This window comes from Actinomadura gamaensis, assembly GCF_042652125.1.
Lineage (GTDB): Bacteria > Actinomycetota > Actinomycetes > Streptosporangiales > Streptosporangiaceae > Spirillospora > Spirillospora gamaensis.
The window spans coordinates 738,112-756,340 of the sequence record NZ_JBHSIT010000002.1 but is presented as its reverse complement, the minus strand read 5'-3'; the positions used below and the strand labels follow the sequence as shown (position 1 = coordinate 756,340).

Annotated in this window: 17 protein-coding genes and 1 pseudogene; 9 read left to right on the top strand and 9 right to left on the bottom strand. The window is 74.0% G+C overall.

Translation table 11 applies throughout. The features are described from left to right. The first annotated feature begins 210 nt into the window (after positions 1 to 210). Together kdd and ACFPCY_RS09335 are read left to right on the top strand one after the other, a co-directional pair. Positions 211 to 1,212, top strand: a complete 1,002-nt coding sequence (kdd, locus tag ACFPCY_RS09340) for an L-erythro-3,5-diaminohexanoate dehydrogenase (RefSeq protein WP_378253348.1) — start codon at positions 211 to 213, stop codon at positions 1,210 to 1,212. Positions 1,213 to 1,284: 72 nt separating this feature from the next. Then, entirely contained in the window at positions 1,285 to 1,815 is a 531-nt protein-coding gene (locus ACFPCY_RS09335) for an NUDIX hydrolase (protein WP_378253346.1), read from the top strand. 69 nt (positions 1,816 to 1,884) lie between these two features. Here ACFPCY_RS09335 and ACFPCY_RS09330 read toward each other — a convergent pair whose 3' ends face one another. The 3 genes from ACFPCY_RS09330 to asnB form a co-directional block, all read right to left on the bottom strand. Then, positions 1,885 to 2,061 carry a hypothetical protein gene (locus ACFPCY_RS09330; RefSeq protein ID WP_378253344.1) on the bottom strand — a complete coding sequence of 59 codons (177 nt, stop codon included), beginning with the start codon at positions 2,059 to 2,061 and terminating at the stop codon, positions 1,885 to 1,887. A gap of 778 nt (positions 2,062 to 2,839) precedes the next feature. Continuing rightward, positions 2,840 to 3,613 (bottom strand): bestrophin-like domain, encoded by a 774-nt coding sequence (locus tag ACFPCY_RS09325; RefSeq protein ID WP_378253342.1) that lies wholly within the window; start codon positions 3,611 to 3,613, stop codon positions 2,840 to 2,842. Between the two features lie 290 nt (positions 3,614 to 3,903). After that, positions 3,904 to 5,844 (bottom strand): asparagine synthase (glutamine-hydrolyzing), encoded by a 1,941-nt coding sequence (gene asnB, locus ACFPCY_RS09320; RefSeq protein WP_378253340.1) that lies wholly within the window; start codon positions 5,842 to 5,844, stop codon positions 3,904 to 3,906. A gap of 378 nt (positions 5,845 to 6,222) precedes the next feature. Here asnB and kamD point away from each other — a divergent pair, with 378 nt between their 5' ends. The 6 genes from kamD to ACFPCY_RS09290 all read left to right on the top strand — a co-directional run bounded on the left by kamD (position 6,223) and on the right by ACFPCY_RS09290 (position 12,946). Beyond that, positions 6,223 to 7,830 carry a lysine 5,6-aminomutase subunit alpha gene (kamD, locus tag ACFPCY_RS09315; RefSeq protein ID WP_378253338.1) on the top strand — a complete coding sequence of 536 codons (1,608 nt, stop codon included), beginning with the start codon at positions 6,223 to 6,225 and terminating at the stop codon, positions 7,828 to 7,830. Further along, entirely contained in the window at positions 7,827 to 8,660 is an 834-nt protein-coding gene (kamE, locus tag ACFPCY_RS09310; protein WP_378253337.1) for a lysine 5,6-aminomutase subunit beta, read from the top strand. Before kamD ends, kamE begins: the two co-directional genes overlap by 4 nt. After that, on the top strand, positions 8,657 to 9,097 hold the full coding sequence (gene kal, locus ACFPCY_RS09305) for a 3-aminobutyryl-CoA ammonia lyase (RefSeq protein ID WP_378253335.1): 441 nt from the start codon (positions 8,657 to 8,659) through the stop codon (positions 9,095 to 9,097). Before kamE ends, kal begins: the two co-directional genes overlap by 4 nt. A 594-nt stretch (positions 9,098 to 9,691) precedes the next feature. Then, positions 9,692 to 11,557 (top strand): apolipoprotein N-acyltransferase, encoded by a 1,866-nt coding sequence (gene lnt / locus ACFPCY_RS09300; protein WP_378253333.1) that lies wholly within the window; start codon positions 9,692 to 9,694, stop codon positions 11,555 to 11,557. A 5-nt stretch (positions 11,558 to 11,562) separates the two neighbouring features. Further along, positions 11,563 to 12,309: a polyprenol monophosphomannose synthase gene (locus tag ACFPCY_RS09295; RefSeq protein ID WP_378253331.1), complete on the top strand. Its 747-nt coding sequence runs from the start codon at positions 11,563 to 11,565 to the stop codon at positions 12,307 to 12,309. A gap of 94 nt (positions 12,310 to 12,403) precedes the next feature. Continuing rightward, entirely contained in the window at positions 12,404 to 12,946 is a 543-nt protein-coding gene (locus ACFPCY_RS09290) for an FxsA family protein (RefSeq protein ID WP_378253329.1), read from the top strand. A gap of 187 nt (positions 12,947 to 13,133) precedes the next feature. Here ACFPCY_RS09290 and ACFPCY_RS09285 read toward each other — a convergent pair whose 3' ends face one another. From ACFPCY_RS09285 to ACFPCY_RS09275, 3 genes are all read right to left on the bottom strand, one after another. Beyond that, positions 13,134 to 13,478, bottom strand: a complete 345-nt coding sequence (locus tag ACFPCY_RS09285) for an RNA polymerase-binding protein RbpA (protein ID WP_253883020.1) — start codon at positions 13,476 to 13,478, stop codon at positions 13,134 to 13,136. Positions 13,479 to 13,608: 130 nt separating this feature from the next. Then, positions 13,609 to 14,223, bottom strand: a complete 615-nt coding sequence (locus ACFPCY_RS09280) for an ATP-dependent Clp protease proteolytic subunit (protein ID WP_465251216.1) — start codon at positions 14,221 to 14,223, stop codon at positions 13,609 to 13,611. After that, positions 14,220 to 14,861 (bottom strand): ClpP family protease, encoded by a 642-nt coding sequence (locus ACFPCY_RS09275; RefSeq protein ID WP_378253327.1) that lies wholly within the window; start codon positions 14,859 to 14,861, stop codon positions 14,220 to 14,222. The genes ACFPCY_RS09280 and ACFPCY_RS09275 overlap by 4 nt, the downstream gene beginning before the upstream one ends. Before the next feature lie 95 nt (positions 14,862 to 14,956). Here ACFPCY_RS09275 and ACFPCY_RS09270 point away from each other — a divergent pair. Further along, positions 14,957 to 15,106: pseudogene (locus ACFPCY_RS09270) on the top strand (type II toxin-antitoxin system Phd/YefM family antitoxin); the annotation flags it as partial. 28 nt (positions 15,107 to 15,134) lie between these two features. Here ACFPCY_RS09270 and ACFPCY_RS09265 read toward each other — a convergent pair. The 3 genes from ACFPCY_RS09265 to ACFPCY_RS09255 form a co-directional block, all read right to left on the bottom strand. Beyond that, a complete protein-coding gene (locus ACFPCY_RS09265; protein WP_378253325.1) occupies positions 15,135 to 15,917 on the bottom strand; it encodes a type II toxin-antitoxin system prevent-host-death family antitoxin in 783 nt (260 codons plus the stop codon). 258 nt (positions 15,918 to 16,175) lie between these two features. Further along, positions 16,176 to 16,973: a glycerophosphodiester phosphodiesterase gene (locus tag ACFPCY_RS09260; RefSeq protein ID WP_378253323.1), complete on the bottom strand. Its 798-nt coding sequence runs from the start codon at positions 16,971 to 16,973 to the stop codon at positions 16,176 to 16,178. 93 nt (positions 16,974 to 17,066) lie between these two features. Beyond that, the gene (locus tag ACFPCY_RS09255; protein WP_378253322.1) at positions 17,067 to 18,188 is read right to left on the bottom strand and encodes an FAD-dependent oxidoreductase; all 1,122 of its coding nucleotides are present in this window, start codon (positions 18,186 to 18,188) and stop codon (positions 17,067 to 17,069) included. Positions 18,189 to 18,229: the final 41 nt, after the last annotated feature.

Genomic DNA, 18,229 nt, shown 5'->3' with positions numbered 1-18,229 from the left:
TCCAGCGATACGGGAAGACTTCCGCGTGAAGTAGTGATACCCCGGATATCTTTCAGGACTCTTCCGGGGTCGGGTGGGAGGTGGCGCGTGCGGGACGCCGGGACCGGTGGAACGTCCGAGGCGGCGGGGGGAGCCGAGGTGCTCGCGGAGGCCCGTGGCGGGGCTCCGGGGGCTGCGGGTGCCCCTGCGGGCGGAGCGGTCGGGAGGGCCGTGGGGCTGCGCCGGGTGCTGGAGCCGCCGGGGGTGCTGCCGCAGGCCGCGCACCGGCTGGACGCCGATCCGGCGATCGGGCCGGACGAGGTGCGGATCGCGGTGGAGCGGCTGAACCTGGACGCGGCGTCCTACCGGCAGCTGCACACCGCGCACGGCGGGGACGGCGCGGCGATCCGCGACGAGGTGCTGCGGATCGTCCGCGAGCGCGGCAAGATGCACAACCCGGTGACCGGGTCGGGCGGGATGCTGGTCGGGACGGTCGAGGAGGTCGGCCCGGAGTCGCCGCTGGGGCTGAGGCCGGGCGACCGGGTCGCGACGCTGGTGTCGCTGACGCTGACGCCGCTGGCGATCACCGACGGGCTGGCCCGCTGGGACGGGCTGTCGGAGCAGGTCCCGGCCGAGGGGCACGCGATCCTGTTCGCGCGGTCGATCGCGGCGGTGCTGCCGGACGACCTGCCCGTCCCGCTGGCGCTGGCGGTGATGGACGTGTGCGGAGCGCCCGCGCTGACGCACCGGGTGGTGTCGGGGTTCGCCGCGCCGCCGACGGTGGCGGTGCTGGGCGCGGCGGGCAAGAGCGGTTCGCTGGCGCTGGCGGCGGCGCGGCGGGCGGGCGCGGCGGCGACGGTCGGGCTGGTGCCGTCGGAGGACGAGCGGCGGCGGCTGGAGGCGTCCGGGCTGGCGGACCGGGTGGTGCTGGCGGACGCGCGGGACCCGGTCGCGGTCGCGGCGGCGCTCGGCGACCCGGTGGACGTGACGGTCGTGTGCGTGGACGTGCCGGGCTGCGAGCACGGCGCGGTGCTGGCGACCGCGCCGGGCGGGACGGTGGTGTTCTTCTCGATGGCGACGTCGTTCCCGGCGGCGGCGCTCGGCGCGGAGGGGCTGGCCGCGGACGTGACGATGCTGATCGGGAACGGGTACGTGCCGGGGCACGCGGAGACTGCGCTGAACCTGCTGCGGTCCGAGCCGGGGGTGCGGGCGCTGTTCGAGGGCCGCCTCTGAGCGGTGCGCCTGTGAGCGGTGTGTCCCTGAGCGGTGCGGCGCGGCCCGGCCGGATGGGCGATCATGGCGATCATGGCGGGCATGGCAGGCATGGTGGTGGAGACGGTGACGGTCCCGTGGATCCCGGTCGCGCATCGGATGGACCTGCTGCTGACGCGGGAGGTCCCGGCCGGCGGCCGGGTGGTGACGACGGCGTTCGCGCTGGTCCTGGACTCGGGCGGGCGGACGCTGCTGACGCGGGTGGACCGTCCGGGGCGGGGCTGGGAGGTGCCCGGCGGGCACGTGGAGCCGGGCGAGTCCCCGGCGGACGCGGCGGCGCGGGAGCTGGCGGAGGAGACGGGGCTGGCCGTCCCGGCGGGGAGGCTGCGCCTGTTCGGCGGGCAGGCGGTCACGCTGGAGGCCGCGCCGCCGGACGGTTACGGGTATCCGCCGGAGACGTTCATGGCGTTCTTCACCGCGCGGCTGGACGGGCCGGGTCCGGCGACGCGTCCGGCGGACGGCAGTGAGTGCGCCGAGGCGGCGTGGCTGCCGCCGGACGAGGTCGCGGCGCGCTGCGCGGGCGCGTCGTGGCTGCCGCTCCACCGGCACCTGCTCGGCCGCTGAGACGACGTGAGGCCGCCGCGCCCGCTGAGTGCGGGTGCGGCGGCCTCGGCTCTCCCGCCGGTTCTCCGGTCAGTGCGCGAAGAGGGTGGCGACGCCCGCGCTGATCACGACGGCGAGGACGACGGTCACCAGCGGCGCGGCGAGCCCGGTGCGCCGTTTCGGATGGGCGAACGCGATCGGGTGGTGCGGCTCGCGTCTCGGCTTGCGCGCCGAGAGTTTCGGCGCGGGCTTCGCCGGCTGCGGCACGACCGCGGCCCGGGCCGGTGGCGGCGGAGGCGGTGGCTGTGGCGGCGGTGGCTGGACGGGAGGCGCGGCGGGCCGCGGATGCGGCACGGGCGGCAACGCCACCGGCGGCGGTTTGGGCGACGCGGCCGGCGGAGGCGGCGGAGGCGGCGGCGCGACCGGAGGAATCGTCACCGGGGGCGGGGTCGTCGGAGGCGGCGGCGTGGTCGGCGGCGGGGGAGGCGGTGGCGGCGGGGGCTGGGGTCCCCCGCACGCCGGTCCGAAGACGCCGACGCCGATCGAGACCTGCACGAGTCCACCCGCGTGGATGCACACGCTCAGGACCGTCCCCGGTGAGGTCGGTGTGGGGTCGGGGTCGAGCACCGACACCGAGACCGAGGCCGAAGCTGATGTGGACGTGGACGTGGACGTGGGCGTCGGCGTCGGCGTGGGGTCGGCCGAGGGCGAGGCCGGGGCCGGGGCCGGGGAAGCGCTGGGCGTCGCGTCCGGCGAGGAGGTTCGGGCGGTGCGTGGCGTGTGCGCGGGCGACGCGGTGAACGTCGGGGTGTGCCGAGGCCGCGGTGTCGCGGTGCTCGCGCCGTCCGCGAACGGGGCCGCGGCCGGGGACGGAGCCGCGGCCGGGGACACGGGTGGTGACGCGGAAGGGGGCGCCGCCGCGGACGTGGACGGAGCCGGTGACGGGGGCGACTCGGCGGCCGTGGGGGCGGTGAGGAGGGGGGCCATGCCGCTCGCGGCCGCGGTGAGCAGCAGCAGCGCGGGGAGGGCGAGCGCGCGGCGCACGTCAGCCTCCCTGCGCGATGCGTCCGAACTCCCCGGATACGGCGGTGAACGCGTCGGGGTGGACGGCGAGGGCGCCGGAGAAGACGTGGGAGATGTCGAGGGCGAGGTAGATGCCCACGGCGAGGAGCGCGCCCATCAGGCCGAGCGGGACCAGCGCGGCGCCGCGCGGGCGGGCGCCGCCGAGGAGCGGCAGGACGATGACGAGGAGACCGGTGAGCAGGGTGATGGCGAGGAGCCCGGCGGGCGGGTGGGCGCGGGCGTCCATGGCGCGCTGGTGGCGGGCGGCGGAGATCTCCGACAGGTGGTCCAGGACGGCGGTGCGGGCGTCCTGGGAGTCGTCGCCGTCCTTGAAGGGGACGGCGATGGTCTCGCGGCGGAGCCGGTCCAGGCGGGCCCAGCCGTCGGGGCTGAGCCTGCCGTGGTCGCGCATGAGGGGCCATTCGGTGCGGTGGACGAAGGTGGCGTAGTCGGCGAGTTCGGCGCGGGTGCGGGCGGCGTCGGCGGGGTCGAGGCGTCCGGCGGACCAGTAGGTCTCGACCAGGGCCTGCGCCTCGGTGGAGGTGTTGGAGCGGGCGGAGTCGGCGTTGGTCCAGGGCACGACGATCGCGATGGCGAAGGCGAGCAGGAACAGCGCCGACAGCATCGCGCCGGCGTGGTTGGTGGTGGGGCCGTCGGGGGAGTCGTCGTCGGAGCCGCGGCCGAGGCGGCGCAGCAGCCGGCTCGCGATGACCACGACGGCGACCGCGCACGCCGCCGCGAGCAGATAGACAGGCATGGCCCACTTCCGATTTCCGGTCGAGCACCGTTGGTGACGGCTGGTGATTTTAGCTTCACCTTGCGTGCTCGGATGGCGCTTTGTGCGTGAGCGTGACCGGACCGGTACCGAGAGCGATCCCCGGCGGGTACCCGGGATCGGGGGGAGCGGAGAAGAGGTGCGCGGCCGGCCCGGGGTGCGACCCGGGCCGGTTCCACCGCGCAGGACGCCGGGCGCCAGACGTCAGGCGCCCGGCGTCAGGGATCAGGCGGCAGGCGCCGGAGGTCAGGCGGCCGGTCGGAGCGGGCCGGTCACAGGTCGAGGCGGACGTTCTGTTCGCGGAGCCAGGCGTCGAGGCTGAGGACGAGTTCGAACGCGCTGCGGCGTCCGCCGAAGCCGGTGGTGACGGCCTCGTCCATGGGCCGGTCGGCCATCCGCTTGACGGCGCCGCGGTCGAGCAGGGGGGTGACGGGGGCGGTGGAGTCGGCGAGCAGGTCGCGGACCTGGTCGCGCAGCGCCAGCTCGTAGGCGGGGTCCTGGATGGCGGGGTAGGGGCTCTTGCGGCGCTGGGCGATGGACTCGGGCAGCAGGTGCCGGCCGGCGCTGCGCAGCAGGCTCTTCTCGCGGCCGTCGTGGGTCTTCATGGCCCAGGGTGTGCGGTAGACGTACTCGACGAGCCGGTGGTCGCAGAACGGGACGCGGACCTCCAGGCCGACGGCCATGCTGGCGCGGTCCTTGCGGTCCAGGAGCATCGGCAGGAAGTGGGTGAGGTGCAGGTGGCAGACGCGCCGCATGCGCCGCTCGTGCTCGTCGTCGCCGGGCACGTCGGGGACGTCGGCGACGGCCTTGGCGTACTCGTCGGCGAGGTAGGCGGGCATGTCGAGGGTCTGGAGCAGGCCGCGGTCGAAGGGGCCGGACTGGTCGGCGCCGAACCGTGCGGAGACGCCCGGCCGCAGCGCCATCGCGACCCAGGGGAAGGTGTCGGCGCGGACGGCGCCCGCGTCGTGGAACCACAGGTAGCCGCCGAACACCTCGTCGGCCGACTCACCCGACAGCGCGACGGTGGACTTCTCGCGGATGGCGCGGAACAGCAGGTACAGGGAGGAGTTCATGTCGCCGTTGACGGCGGGGGCGTCGAAGGCGCGCACGACGGTGGCGCGCAGTTCGGGGTCGGCGAGGCGGGCGGCGTCCACGACGATGTCGGCGTGCTCGGTCCCGGCGTGCTCGGCGAGTTCGTGGACGAACGGGGTGTCGGGGGTGTCGCGCATGAGGTCGGGGACGAACTTCTCGGCCTGGCCGGTGAAGTCGACGGCGAAGGAGCGGACGGGGCCGCGCGCGGCGGCGAGGGCGGTGACGATGCTGGAGTCGAGGCCGCCCGACAGCAGCGTGCACAGCGGGACGTCGGAGACGAGCTGGCGGGTGACGATGTCCTCCAGCAGTTCGCGGACGCGGGCGACGCTGGTGGGCAGGTCGTCGGTGTGCGGGTCGGACGGCGGCCGCCAGTAGCGGCGGACGGTCAGCCCGGAGCGGCGGATCCGCAGGACGTGCCCGGGCCGTAGTTCCTGGATGTCGCGGTAGGGGGAGCGGCCGACATCCTTGAAGAAGCCGAGGATGCCGCGCAGGCCGTCGGCGTCGAGGACGGCGTCGGCGCCGGGGTGGGCGAGGATCGCCTTGGGTTCGGACCCGAACGCCAGCCCGCCGGGCAGCCGCCGCCAGTAGAGGGGTTTGACGCCGAGGCGGTCGCGGACCAGCAGCAGCTCCTCGGTGCGGGCGTCCCAGACGGCGAAGGCGTACATGCCGTTGAGGCGTTCGGCGAGGTGCTCGCCCCACTGGAGGTAGGCGTGCAGGACGACCTCGGTGTCGGAGCGGGTGCGGAAGCGGTGGCCGAGGGCGGTGAGCTCGGCGCGCAGCTCGGTGAAGTTGTAGACCTCGCCGCTGTAGGTGAGCACGGCCGCCGGGCCGGCGCCCGGCCCGGCGGCGGGCGTGGTGCCCGGGCCGGCGGCGGGGTCGGGGCGGCCGGGGGTGGCGGGGTCGGCGGGGGCGGCCATGGGCTGGCGTCCGCCCTCGATGTCGATGACGGCGAGGCGGCGGTGGCCGAGGACGGCGTGGGGGGAGGTCCACACGCCCTGGTCGTCGGGGCCGCGGCAGGCCATGGTGGCGACCATCTCGGCCGCGGTGCGGGCGGTGTCCGCGGTGGCCGCGCCCGCGGTGAGGTCGCGGCCGAAGTCCACCCATCCGGTGATTCCGCACATTGCGCTGGTTCTCCTCGGTGCGTGTCGTGCGCTTGTCGTGCGCCTGTCGTGCGCGTGGGAGCGCGTGTCGCCGGGGTGGCGGGCGCGCGGCGGGGCGGCGCGTCCGCCTCCACTTACTTAGCCGAACAAACTTGTTTTCATGCCGGTCAGGCCGGAGTCGGACGACCGGAACGCTCTTTGCGGACGGACTGCAAAGAGGTTCTTGCGCGTGACGTGGTACATACCGGAAGATCTTCCGTAGAGAACGCGTCAATGAGGACGATTGTTCGTCGCGGCCCGTCCGGCGTGCCCGAAGCCGGCGCGGAAGGGAACCGCGGCGGAGAAGGGAACGGCGATGCCGACCGACCTGCGCACTGACCCGTCGCGGGGGGCACCCCGGTGACCGGCCCGAACACGCGGGGCAAGCTCGACCTGGACCCCCAGGTCGTCCGCAGGGCCCGCGACCTCGCCGCCCGCGCCGCCGAACCCGTCATCCGGATGGCCCGCACCCACACCACCGTCTCGGTCGAGCGCGCCCTGCTCCGCCTGGCCGGGCTGTCGGGCGCCGACGCCGAGGGCCGCCCCTGGGCCAACCACCTCGTCGACGCCGTCCGGGCGCAGGTCGGCCTGGAGCACGGCGTCGCCCTGCCCGTCTGGGACGCCCTCCTGCAGGGCGGCCACAGCTCCCTGGCCGACCTCGCCCGCGCCGCCGCCGCCGGACGCGCGAGCTTCCGCCTGCCCACCGGCGGCGACGCCCGCACCGCCCACGACGCCGCCCGCCGCGCCGCGCGCGGCGGCATCACCCGCATCGACCGCCGCCGCGCCGAACGCGACCGGATGCTCGCGGGCGTCGGCGACCCCGCCCAGCCGTGGATCTACCTCATCGTCGCCACCGGCGACATCTACGAGGACATCCCGCAGGCGCAGGCCGCCGCCCGCGAGGGCGCCGACGTCGTCGCCGTCATCCGCTCCACCGGGCAGTCGCTGCTGGACTTCGTCCCCGAGGGCGCCACCCGCGAGGGCTACGCCGGCACCTACGCCACCCAGGAGAACTTCCGGCTCATGCGCGCCGCCCTGGACGAGGTGTCGCGCGAGCTCGGCCGCTACGTCCGGCTCACCAACTACGCCTCCGGGCTGTGCATGCCCGAGATCGCCACCCTCGCCGGGCTCGAACGCCTCGACATGATGCTGAACGACTGCATGTACGGCATCATCTTCCGCGACATCAACCCCCGCCGGACCTTTATCGACCAGCGGTTCTCCCGGCAGATCCACGCCCGCGCCGGGATCGTCGTCAACACCGGCGAGGACAACTACCTCACCACCGCCGACGCCGTCGACGCCGCGCACACCGTCATCGTGTCGCAGCTGCTCAACGAGCGGTTCGGGCACGAGGCCGGCCTCGCCGACGCCCAGCTCGGCCTCGGCCACGCCTTCGAGATCAACCCGAGGATCCCCGAGTCGTTCCGGCTGGAACTCGCGCACGCCCAGCTCGTCCGCGAACTGTTCCCCGACGCGCCGCTGAAGTACATGCCGCCGACCAAGCACATGACCGGCAACATCTTCGCCGGCTACCTGCTGGACGCCTTCTTCAACCTCGCCGGCGTCATGACCGGCCAGTCGATCATCCTCATCGGGATGATGACCGAGGGCATCCACACCCCCTGGCTGTCGGACCGCGACCTGGCGCTGGAGAACGTCCGCTACGTCCGCGACGCCTGCGGCGGCCTCGCCGAGGACTTCGTCCCCCGCCCGGACGGCTTCGTCGCCGAACGCGCCCGCCGCGTCCTGGCGGAGTCGGTCGACCTGCTGGAGCGCGTCGAGAGGGACGGCCTGCTCACCGCCATCGCCGAGGGCACCTTCGGCGTCACCCGCCGCCCCCCGGACGCCGGCAAGGGCCTGGACGGCGTCGTCGAACGCGCCGACGGCTACGTCAACCCCGCCATCGAGATCCTCGACGCCGAGGACCCGCACGCCGCGACCGCCCCGCAGGAGGTGCCCGCATGACCGCCGACCCGCTCACCGGAACCGGGACGCAGGCCCCCGCCCAGCCCGCCGACACCCGGCAGGTCATCCGCCCCTACGGCGACACCACCGGCGACGGCCTGGTCCAGATGTCGTTCACCCTGCCCGTCCCCGCCGGGCCCCGCGCCGACGCCGCCGCGCTCCAGCTCGCCGCCAAGATGGGCCTGGACCCCGCCAGCGTCGTGCACGCCAAGCCCATGGGCCCCGACTTCACCTTCTTCATCGTCTACGGCCGCACCGGCCACCTCATCGACTACGCCTCCATCCCCGTCCCCGAGGGCCGCGAGTACCCGCTGCTGTCCGCGCCGGAGATCAACCAGGCGATCCGCGGGACGCTCGGCCGCCGCCTGGTCGTCGTCGGCGCCTGCATCGGCACCGACGCCCACACCGTCGGCATCGACGCGATCCTCAACGTCAAGGGCTTCGCGGGGGAGAAGGGCCTGGAGTACTACCGCGAGATCCAGGTGGTGAACATGGGCGCCCAGGTCACCGTCGAGGAGCTCGTCGACCGCGCCAAGGCCGAGGACGCCGACGCCGTCCTGGTCTCCCAGGTCGTCACCCAGCGCAACGCCCACCTGCACAACACCAAGCAGATGGCCGCCGCGTTCCACGCCGAGTACCCCACCGCCGTCGCCGCCGGCATCGGCCGCCCCCTGCTGGTGGTCGGCGGCCCCCGCTTCGACACCGTCACCCCGTCCGACCTGGGCGTGGACCGCATCTTCGGCAAGGGCACCACCCCGTCGGAGGTCGCCTCCTACCTCGTCCACGCCCTGCTGCCCGCCGCGTCGACCGGCCCCGAGGAGAACGCATGACCGACCCCGCGCCCGCCCCCGAGCAGGCCGACGCCGGGCAGGCCGACGCCGGGCAGGCCGACCCCCGGACCGGGCTGACCGTCACCCACCGCCGCTACGTCCCCTACTCCCATGCCCACTACGCCGGGAACCTGGTGGACGGCGCCTACGTCCTCGGCCTGTTCGGCGACGTCGCGACCGAGGTGTGCATCCGCACCGACGGCGACGAGGGCCTGTTCGCGTCCTACTCCGACGTCCAGTTCCGCGCCCCCCTGCGCGCCGGGGACGTCGTGGAGGCCACCGCCGTCGTCACCCGCGTCGGACGCCGCAGCCGCACCCTCGACCTCACCGCCCGCGTGATCTGCCGCGGCCGCCCCGACAAGGGCGAGTCCGCCGCCGAGGTCCTCGCCGAACCGGTCACCGTCGTCACCGCCACCGGAACCGTCGTGGTGCCCTGAACCCGCCTGAACGGCACGTGACCAGCGCGTGTCCGGCCCGCGCCGGGCACCGCGCCGGCGGGCCCGCCGGAGGCGGTTGACAAGGTCGCGGAACTGGGTAGTTTTGCTCCAGTCCAGCACGGGACTCACCGATCGGCCGCCCCGGCGCGCACCGGCCACCGCGCCACGGCGGGCCGCGGGCCACCACCCCCGCCCCGTCCTCACCAGGCTCGGCGCACGGCGCCGTCCGGAGCGGAGCCGCCCGATCGCGCGGGGGTTGGACCCGGGAAGGGCCCCGACATCCAGTAGAAAACGGTGCACCGCTCCCACCGCCTGTGGGGACGGCGCCGGCCCGACGGATGCCAGGGGCCCTCTTCCGTGCCCCCGCCCCACCCCGCCCCGGCCGCCTCGCCACAGGCCGTCCCGCCGCGCGTCCCGGCCCGCCGCGTGCCCCGCGGCTCGCCGCGCGTCGTGGCCGCCGGCCGGACGGGGTACAACCTCCGGCAGGCGGACGCCGCGCGCCGGTCCACGCCCGCCCGGTCGTGCCAGTGCCGCCGAACCGGTAGCGTTCGGCCGGTCCACAACGGACGCCGACCCATCGGACAAGGAGCCGCGGTGGCGCACGACACCCTCCCGGAACGGCAGCCGGGCCCCCGCCCGGACGAGGCGGGCGCCGAACCGGCCCCCGACCGGCTCCCGGCCCCCGAGCCGTCCGGCGAGGCCGCGGAGAGCCGCTGGGCGCGGATCCGGCGCGGCGGACGCGCCGGATGGCCCCGGCACGCCGTCACCGTCGCCGCCGGGCTGCTGCTGTGGCTGGCGTTCCCGCCCGTCGACCTGCCCTACCTCGGGCCGCCCGCGGTCGCGCTGCTCACCCTCGCCTGGCGCGGCGTGCCCGCCCGCACCGCCGCCTGGCTCGGGTTCGTCGGCGGCGCGGTGTTCTTCCTGCCCGTCCTGGAGGGCATCCACAAGGTCGGCTGGGACGGCTGGGTGCTGCTCAGCCTCGTCCAGGCGCTCTACTTCATCCCGCTCGCCGCCGGGACCGCCGTGGTCACCCGCCTGCCCGCCTGGCCGCTGTGGACCGCCGCCGGATGGGTCGCCGAGGAGGCCCTGCGCGGACGCCAGCCGTTCGGCGGGTTCCCCTGGGCGCGGCTGGCGTTCAGCCAGACCGCCACGCCCTTCACCCCCTACGCCTCCCTCGGCGGCGCGCCCCTGGTCACCTTCCTGACCGCGCTCGTCGGCGGCCTGCTCGCCTACGCCGCCGCCACCGCCTGGCGCCTCCGCCCCGCCCGCCCCGCCCTCGCCGAGGCTCCCGGCGGTGCCGAGCGAGCCGATGACGCCGAGCCAGCGAAGGGCATTGAGCCGGCCGAGGGCACTGAGCGGGCCAAGGGCACTGAGCGGGCCGGGGGCGGCGGGTGGCGCGGGCCCGTGGCCGGCGCCGGCGCCGCCGTCGTCCTGGCCGCGCTGGTCGTCGCCGGCGGCCTGGCGATCCCCACACCCACCGGCGGACGGCCCGTCACCGTCGCGGTCGTCCAGGGGAACGTGCCCCGGCTCGGCCTGGACTTCCTCGGGCAGCGCCGCGCCGTCCTGGACAACCACGTCCGCGAGACCCGTAAGCTCGCCGCCGAGATCCGCGCCGGACGGGTGCCGCGCCCGCAGCTGGTCATCTGGCCCGAGAACGCCAGCGACCTCGACCCGTTCACCGAACCCGACGCCTACCAGGCCATCGACGGCGCCGTCCGCGACATCGGCGTGCCCGTCCTGGTCGGCGCGCTGGTCGACACCCCCGACGGCAAGAAGATCGAGAACCGCGGCATCGTCTGGGACCCCAAAAGCGGCCCCGGGAACTACTACGTGAAGCGGCACCCCGTCCCGTTCGGCGAGTACCTCCCGTTCCGCGACATCCTCACCAAGCTCATCACCCGCTTCCAGCGCGTCCCCCGCGACTTCGTCAAGGGGAACCGCTCCGGGGTGATGAAGCTGGGGCCGATCACGATCGGCGACGTCATCTGCTTCGAGGTCGCCTACGACAAGGAGACCCGCGACTCCGCACCCGGCGACGTCATGGTCGTCCAGACCAACAACGCCACCTACGGCGAGACCAGCCTGCCCCCGCAGCAGATCGCCATGTCGCGGCTGCGCGCGGTCGAGCACGGCCGTACGATCCTGGTGGCGGCGACGAGCGGCATCAGCGCCATCGTCGCCCCCGACGGCCGTATGATCGCCCGGTCGAAGGAGTTCGTCCCGGCCCTCCAGGTCGCCACGGTCCCCGCGCGGACCTCGCGTACCATGGCGGACCGCCTGGGCGCGCTCCCCGAATGGGCCCTCACCCTCGCGGCCCTCGGGGCGGTCGCCGCCGGCCTCGGCTCGGCGCGCCGCCGCCGCGCCGAGCCGCTCCCGCAGCGCCCCGCCGGCCGGGACGCGGAGCCCCCGCCCGTGCGGGACACTGTGGGGGAAGCACGCACCGACGACGAGGAGAACTGACGCCGATGGACATCCCAGCCGACCTGGGCCGGGTCCTTGTGATCATCCCGACCTACAACGAGCGGGACAACATCGAGCGCATCGTGGGCCGCGTCCGCGCGGCCGTGCCCGAGGTGGACGTCCTCGTCGCCGACGACAACAGCCCCGACGGCACCGGCAAGCTCGCCGACGAGCTGTCCGCCGGCGACGACCACGTCAAGGTCCTGCACCGCCAGGGCAAGGAGGGCCTCGGCGCCGCCTACATCGCCGGGTTCCGCTGGGCCGCCGAGCACGGCTACGACGTCATGGTCGAGATGGACGCCGACGGCTCCCACCAGCCCGAGGAACTGCCCCGCCTGCTCACCGCCCTGCAGGACGCCGACCTGGTCCTCGGCGCCCGCTACATCCCCGGCGGGCGCATCGAGAACTGGCCCCTGTCGCGCCAGTTCATCTCCCGCGGCGGCAACGTGTTCGTCCGGATGATGCTCGGGCTGCCGCTGCGCGACGCCACCGGCGGCTACCGCGCGTTCCGCGCCGCGACCCTGCAGAAGATCGGCCTGGACGGCGTCGACTCCCGCGGCTACTGCTTCCAGATCGACCTGGCCCGCCGCTCCCTCAAGCAGGGCCTGCGGGTCGTCGAGGTCCCGATCACCTTCGTCGAGCGCGTCCACGGCACCAGCAAGATGAGCCGCGACATCATGATCGAGGCGATGCTCCGCGTGACCCAGTGGGGCGTCGCCGACCGCGTCGCCCGTCTACGCGGCCGCCACTGACCCCGCCGGACGCGGGACGGCCGGGGGAAACGTTCGGGCCGGGCGCGGCGTTGTGATGGGTGACGGTCCGTCCACCCGAAGCGAAGATGGAGCCATGCTGCCGCTCGTCCTGGTCCTGTCGTTCCTGCTGCTGCCCGTGCTGGAGATCATGCTGATCGTCCAGGTCGGACAGGCCCTCGGCGGCTGGCCGACGGCGGCGCTGCTCGTCGCCGGGCTGCTGCTGGGCGGCTGGCTCGTCCGCCGCGAGGGCCGCCGCGCCTGGCGCGCCCTCAACGCCGCCCTCACCCGCGGCGAACCGCCCGAACGCGAGCTCGGCGACGCGGCCCTGGTGATGGCCGGCGGCGTCCTGCTGATGATCCCCGGCTTCCTCACCGACCTGCTCGGGCTCGCGTTCGTCCTGCCGTTCACCCGGCCCCCGGTGCGGCGGCTGCTCGGCCGGGTCGCCGCGCGCCGCCTGGCCGCCGTCCAGGCCCGCACGGGCGCCTTCCCGCCCGGCATGACCGGCCCCGGCGGATTCGGCACCGGCACCGGCACCGGCCCGTTCGGCCCGCCGTCCGGCCCGGCGGGCGAGACCGGCGCGGCGCCGCGCGGAACGGTCGTCCAGGGCGAGGTCATCCACGACGACGACCGCCCCTGAACCCGACGACCACCGCCCGACCGGGACCCCCGCAGACGCGCCCGGACGTGAACTGACAGCGGACGCCCCACCGGACGCCCGACCGGGCCCGCGGACGCGCCCCGGGACGAGAAAAAACCGCCGGGCCGCCCCCGTCGCGAAGACGGGGGCGGCCCGGCGGTTGTCGGGGCAGGCGCCGTTCGGGCTGTCAGGCGGTCCTGCGCCGGCCCGAACGCAGGATCTCCAGGCGTTCGGCCAGCACCTCCTCCAGATCCTCCAGCGTCCGCCGTTCCATGAGCATGTCCCAGTGGGTCCGCGGCGGCTTACCCTTCTTGGCTTGGGGCAGCTCGCCGTCCACCCGCAGTGCGGTCGCGCCGCAGCTGCGGCACTCCCAGGTCATGGGCACCTCGGCCTCGGCAGCGAGCGTCACGGTGAACCGGTGCCCCTTGCCGCAGGTGTAGTCGACCTCCTGGCGTGGGGCCAGATCGGTGTTGCGATCGTTCTCGTAGCTGGTCGCTCCGAGTCGAGTGCCGCGAAGTGCGCGCTCCGCCATCGTCACGTGCCTCCCAGACGGCTTGCGGTCTTGTCCAGACCAACGCTGAGTACCTCCGCAAGATTCCCAGTCGGACCGTGTTCCAACCCTGGTACTTTTCCGTATTCGCCACCGGCCCGTGACGCACCGTTCACCCTTTGCGGGACGTCAGCACATGATCGACCAGCCCGTACTCCAGCGCCTCGGCCGCGGTGAAGAACCGCGCCCGGTCCAGGTCCCGCCGGACGGTCTCGGCGTCGCGGCCGGTCGCCTCCGCCACGATCCGCTCGGTCTGGTCCCGCAGCCGCAGGATCTCCGCCGCCTGGATCTCCATGTCGCTGGACGACCCGCGCGTCACGTCCACCGCCGGCTCCTGCAGCAGGATCCGCGCCCCCGCGAGCGCCTGCCGCCTGCCCTTCGCGCCGCCCGCCAGCAGGACCGCCGCCGCCGACACCGCCTGCCCCACGCACGTCGTCTCGACCACCGGCCGGACGTACTGCATCGTGTCGTAGATCGCCAGCATCGCCGTCAGGGACCCGCCGGGCGAGTTGATGTACAGGTTGATCGGACGGTCCGGGTCCATCCCCTCCAGCGCCAGCAGCTGCGCGGTGACGTCGTTGGCGGCCGTGTCGTCCACCTGCGACCCGAGGAACACGATCCGCTCCTCGAACAGCTTGTTGTAGGGATTGCTCTCCTTCACCCCGTACGACGTCCGCTCGACGTACGACGGCATCACGTAGCGCCCCTCGGCGCGCGGCCCGGTCACGACCCGACCCGGTCGGTCGAGTCGACGACGTGGTCGACGAACCCGTACTCGCGGGCCTGCTCGGCGGTGAACCACCGGTCCCGGTCGCCGTCCTCCACGACCCGCTCCAGCGGCTGCCCGGTGTGATGGGAGATCAGCTCGAACAGGGTCCGCTTCAGGTACACCGACTGCTCGGCCTGGATCCTGATGTCGGACGCCGTCCCGCCGATCCCGCCGTGCGGCTGGTGCATCATGATCCGCGCGTGCCGCAGCGCGTACCGCTTACCGGGCGCGCCCGCGCACAGCAGCATCTGCCCCATCGACGCCGCCATCCCGAGCGCCACGGTCGACACGTCGTTCGGGACGAACTGCATCATGTCGTAGATCGCCATGCCGGCGTCCACGACCCCGCCGGGGGAGTTGACGTACAGCGTGATGTCCCGCTCGGCGTCCTGCGCCGCGAGCAGCAGCAGCTGCGCGCACACCCGGTTGGCGACGCGGTCGTCGACCTCCTCGCCCAGGAACACGATCCGCTGCCCCAGCAGCCGCTGGAACAGCGCCTCGGTCCCCAGCGCAGCCTCCGGCGCCTCCACCGCCGTCCGCGACCGCCCCACGAACGTCTCCGCACGCCCCTCGTCGTTCCATTGCGCTATCCGCATCGATGCCCCTTGATCAACTGTACGGTAGGTACAGTTCAGGAGCGTAGGACGCGCGGGATCGCGTCACCAGAGGGAGGCGGGGTTTTCGCTATACGATGAATCTCGTGGATGTGCCGGTAACGGAAGCTCGAGCCCAGTTCGCCGACCTGGTCAACAAAGTCGCCTACACCGGCGAGCCCGTGGTCCTCACCCGTCGCGGACGCGCGATGGCGGCTCTGGTGTCTCCGGAAGACCTGGAGCTCCTGCGGAGCATGCGGGAGCGGCGTTACGACCTCACGCAGGCGGGGCCCATCCCGCCGGGCCCCGATCAGCAAGGTGAAAGCCAGCGTCCTGGGGGGCCGCTGCGGATCGCCGCGGAGTACCGCCCCGGTGGCCCGCACGGTCACCGTCCGGGTTTCGGCCGTTGACCGTCTCGCCGGCTTCGGAGAGGTAGCTCGGCGCAGGGGGCGCCTGAGGGGTTTCGGCCTCACTGCCGGACGGCGGCGCTGTGCCGGTGTCGGGGGCTGACGGGCCGGTGAGCCCTCGTTTGGCCTGCTGAAGCAGTTCCCAGTCGTCCATGCTGACCAGATGGGCCACCGGCCGCCCGTGACGAGTGATGGTGACGGTCTCGCCGCTGTAGACCACGCGGCTGACCAGTTCCTTGATGATGATCCGCGCCTCGGTGGCGGAGACCGAGGGATTGGGCGGAAGCGACTGGCTGCCGCGCCGCACGGCCTTCTTGCTGGAAGAGGCCGAGGCGCGCTCCTCGACCCGGGGTGTGTCGGCGATGTTGTGGCGCGGGGCCTCGGCCCGGATCGCCGCGAGTTCCGCCGTCCGCACCGAGGCCAGGTCCGGGAAGTGCTCCACGTGCACGAAGGCGACGTCCTTCCACCAGCCGGCGTGGCGTTGGTGGGACGACCACCGAACGCTCGGATCGCCGTCCGTGATGCCCACGTACAGCAGGTCGCCACCCTCGGCGAAGAAGCGGTAGAGGACGTGGGAGAGCCCGTCCTCTGGGCGAATCTCCTCCGGTAAGGCGAGGTTGCACGGTCGCGTGGTCGGGTCGATCCGGCGCATCGAGATCCTCCTGCCGCCAGGCTTCACTGACTTTACGTTTATCGATGCTAGCGCTGAGTGATGATCATTTGGCGAGAACATGCGAACTGTGGGTATCGAACATGGCCCGGTGCCCATTCGAGAACCCGCGTCGAACCGCTTCGCGCGCCCAACGCCGTGATCGGCGGACCGGTCAGGTGAGCGCGTCGTCGGTGGGCGGGCGCTCTCGGGCCTTGTGCGAGGGGGCTGCGGGATGGATCGGGTGGGTGGGGGAGGGGGTCAGTGGCGCCAGAGGCCGCGGGCGGAGAGGACGTGGCGGAGGGCGACCAGGTCGTCGGTCATGATGCCGTCGATGCCGATGTCCAGGAGGCGTTCCATGACGGCGGGGTCGTTGACGGTCCAGGCGTGGACCTTCAGGCCGAGTTCGTGGGCCTTGGCGATGAACGCCTCGGTGACGAACGGGACCGGGCCGAGGCCGTAGGGGACCTGGGCGCAGGCGACGCCGGTCGCGGCGAGGCGGACGAGTTTGGCGGTGGGGCCGCCGTAGGACTTGGCGCGCAGGGCCATCAGGCCGCGGGGGCCGAGGGCGGTGCAGACGTCCTGGTCGGTGAACAGGGGCAGGCGGGCGCGCATCTGCATGAGGCGGCGGGTGGAGAAGGAGGTCAGGCAGATGCGGTCCCAGGCCTTGGTGCGGTGCAGGACGCGGGCGAGGGGGCCGATGACCGAGGCCTCCTTCAGGTCGATGTTGAAGCGCGCCTCGGGGAAGGAGCCGAGGAGGTCCTCGAGTTTGGGGATGGGTTCGGTGCCGTGGATCCGGGCGCGGGCGACCTCGGCGTAGGGGAGGGCGGCGAGGGCGCCCGCACGGTCGGTGACGCGGTCGAGGGTGCGGTCGTGGAAGGCGACGACGACGCCGTCGGCGGTGGCGTGGGCGTCGGTCTCCAGGTAGCGGTAGCCGAGGTCGACGGCGCGCTGGAAGGCCGCGAGGGAGTTCTCGGGGCGTCCGCCCGCCCCGCCCCGGTGGGCGAAGGGGATCGGGCCGGGGTGGTCGAGGAAGGCGTAGGAGCTGCTTGGCCGCACTCCTCAGATTATGGCGGGTCCGGAACGGTGGCTCGGTCCACCAGGACATACCTTACTATGTAAAGGTGCTAGCCGGGATGTAACCACAGCAGGTCAGCTCATGTGAACCTCATCGAAGAGAGCGAGCGCCTCGCTGGGGTCGGGGCCGACGAGGCGTTCCAGGCCGGCGGTCGTGTGCTGCGCCCATCTGCCGGCGCGGGCCCACATGCGTTCCTCGAAGGCGCGGACGGCGTCGTCCAGGTCGCCGGGGGCGGAGGCGGCGATGGATTCGGCGAGTTCGGCGCCTTCGAGCATCGCGAGGTTCGCGCCGGCGCCGAGCGGGGGCATCAGGTGGGCGGCGTCGCCGAGCAGGGTCACGCCGGGGACGTGCGTCCAGGTGTGGGCGACGGGCAGGGCGTGGATGGGGCGGTGGGTGAACGTGGTGCCGTGGCGCAGGAGGTCGAGGACGGGGGCCGTCCAGCCGTCGTAGAGGGCGAGCAGGCGTGACCGGACGGCGTCGGCGTCGTCCGGGTCGAGGTCGGTGTGCCAGTCCAGCGGGGCGCGGAACTGGGCGTAGGCCTTGACGTGGCCGCCGCTGCCGCGCTGGGCGACGAGGGCGCGGTTGCGGCCGAACACGGCCATCGATCCGTCGCCGACGAGGCGGGCGAGGTCGGGGTGGCGGGTGTCCAGGTCGGGGAGGGAGGTCTCGACGGCGGTGACGCCGGTGTAGTGCGGTGTCTCGGGGGAGAGTGCGGGGCGGACGCGGGACCAGGCGCCGTCCGCGCCGATCACCAGGTCGTAGGTCTGGTGCCGTCCGTCGGTGAAGTGGACGGTGGTGCCGTCGCCGGGGGTCGGGACGACTCTCGTGACGCTGCGGCCCCAGTGGACGTCGAGGGGGCCGAGGAGCAGGTCGCGGAGTTGGCCGCGGTCGATCTCGGGGTGGGCGTGGTCGTCGGGGCGGGGTTTCCAGTCGCGCAGGACGGTGCCGTCCGGGTCGAGGATGCGCATGGCCTGTCCTTCGGGGCGGGACAGTGCCCGGAAGTCGGCGTGGAGGCCCGCTTTGCGCAGGGCGAGCTGGCCGAGTCCCTGCTGGAGGTCGAGGGTGCCGCCGGGGGGCCGGGCGTCGGGGGCGGGGTCGCGTTCGAGGACGGTGACGGGGTGGGCGTGGCGGTGGAGGACGCGGGCGAAGGTGAGTCCGGCGGGGCCGGCGCCGACGACGGCGATACGGTGTCTCATGGCGATACACCGTATTGCGGTGGGTGGTGGCGCCGCAATGG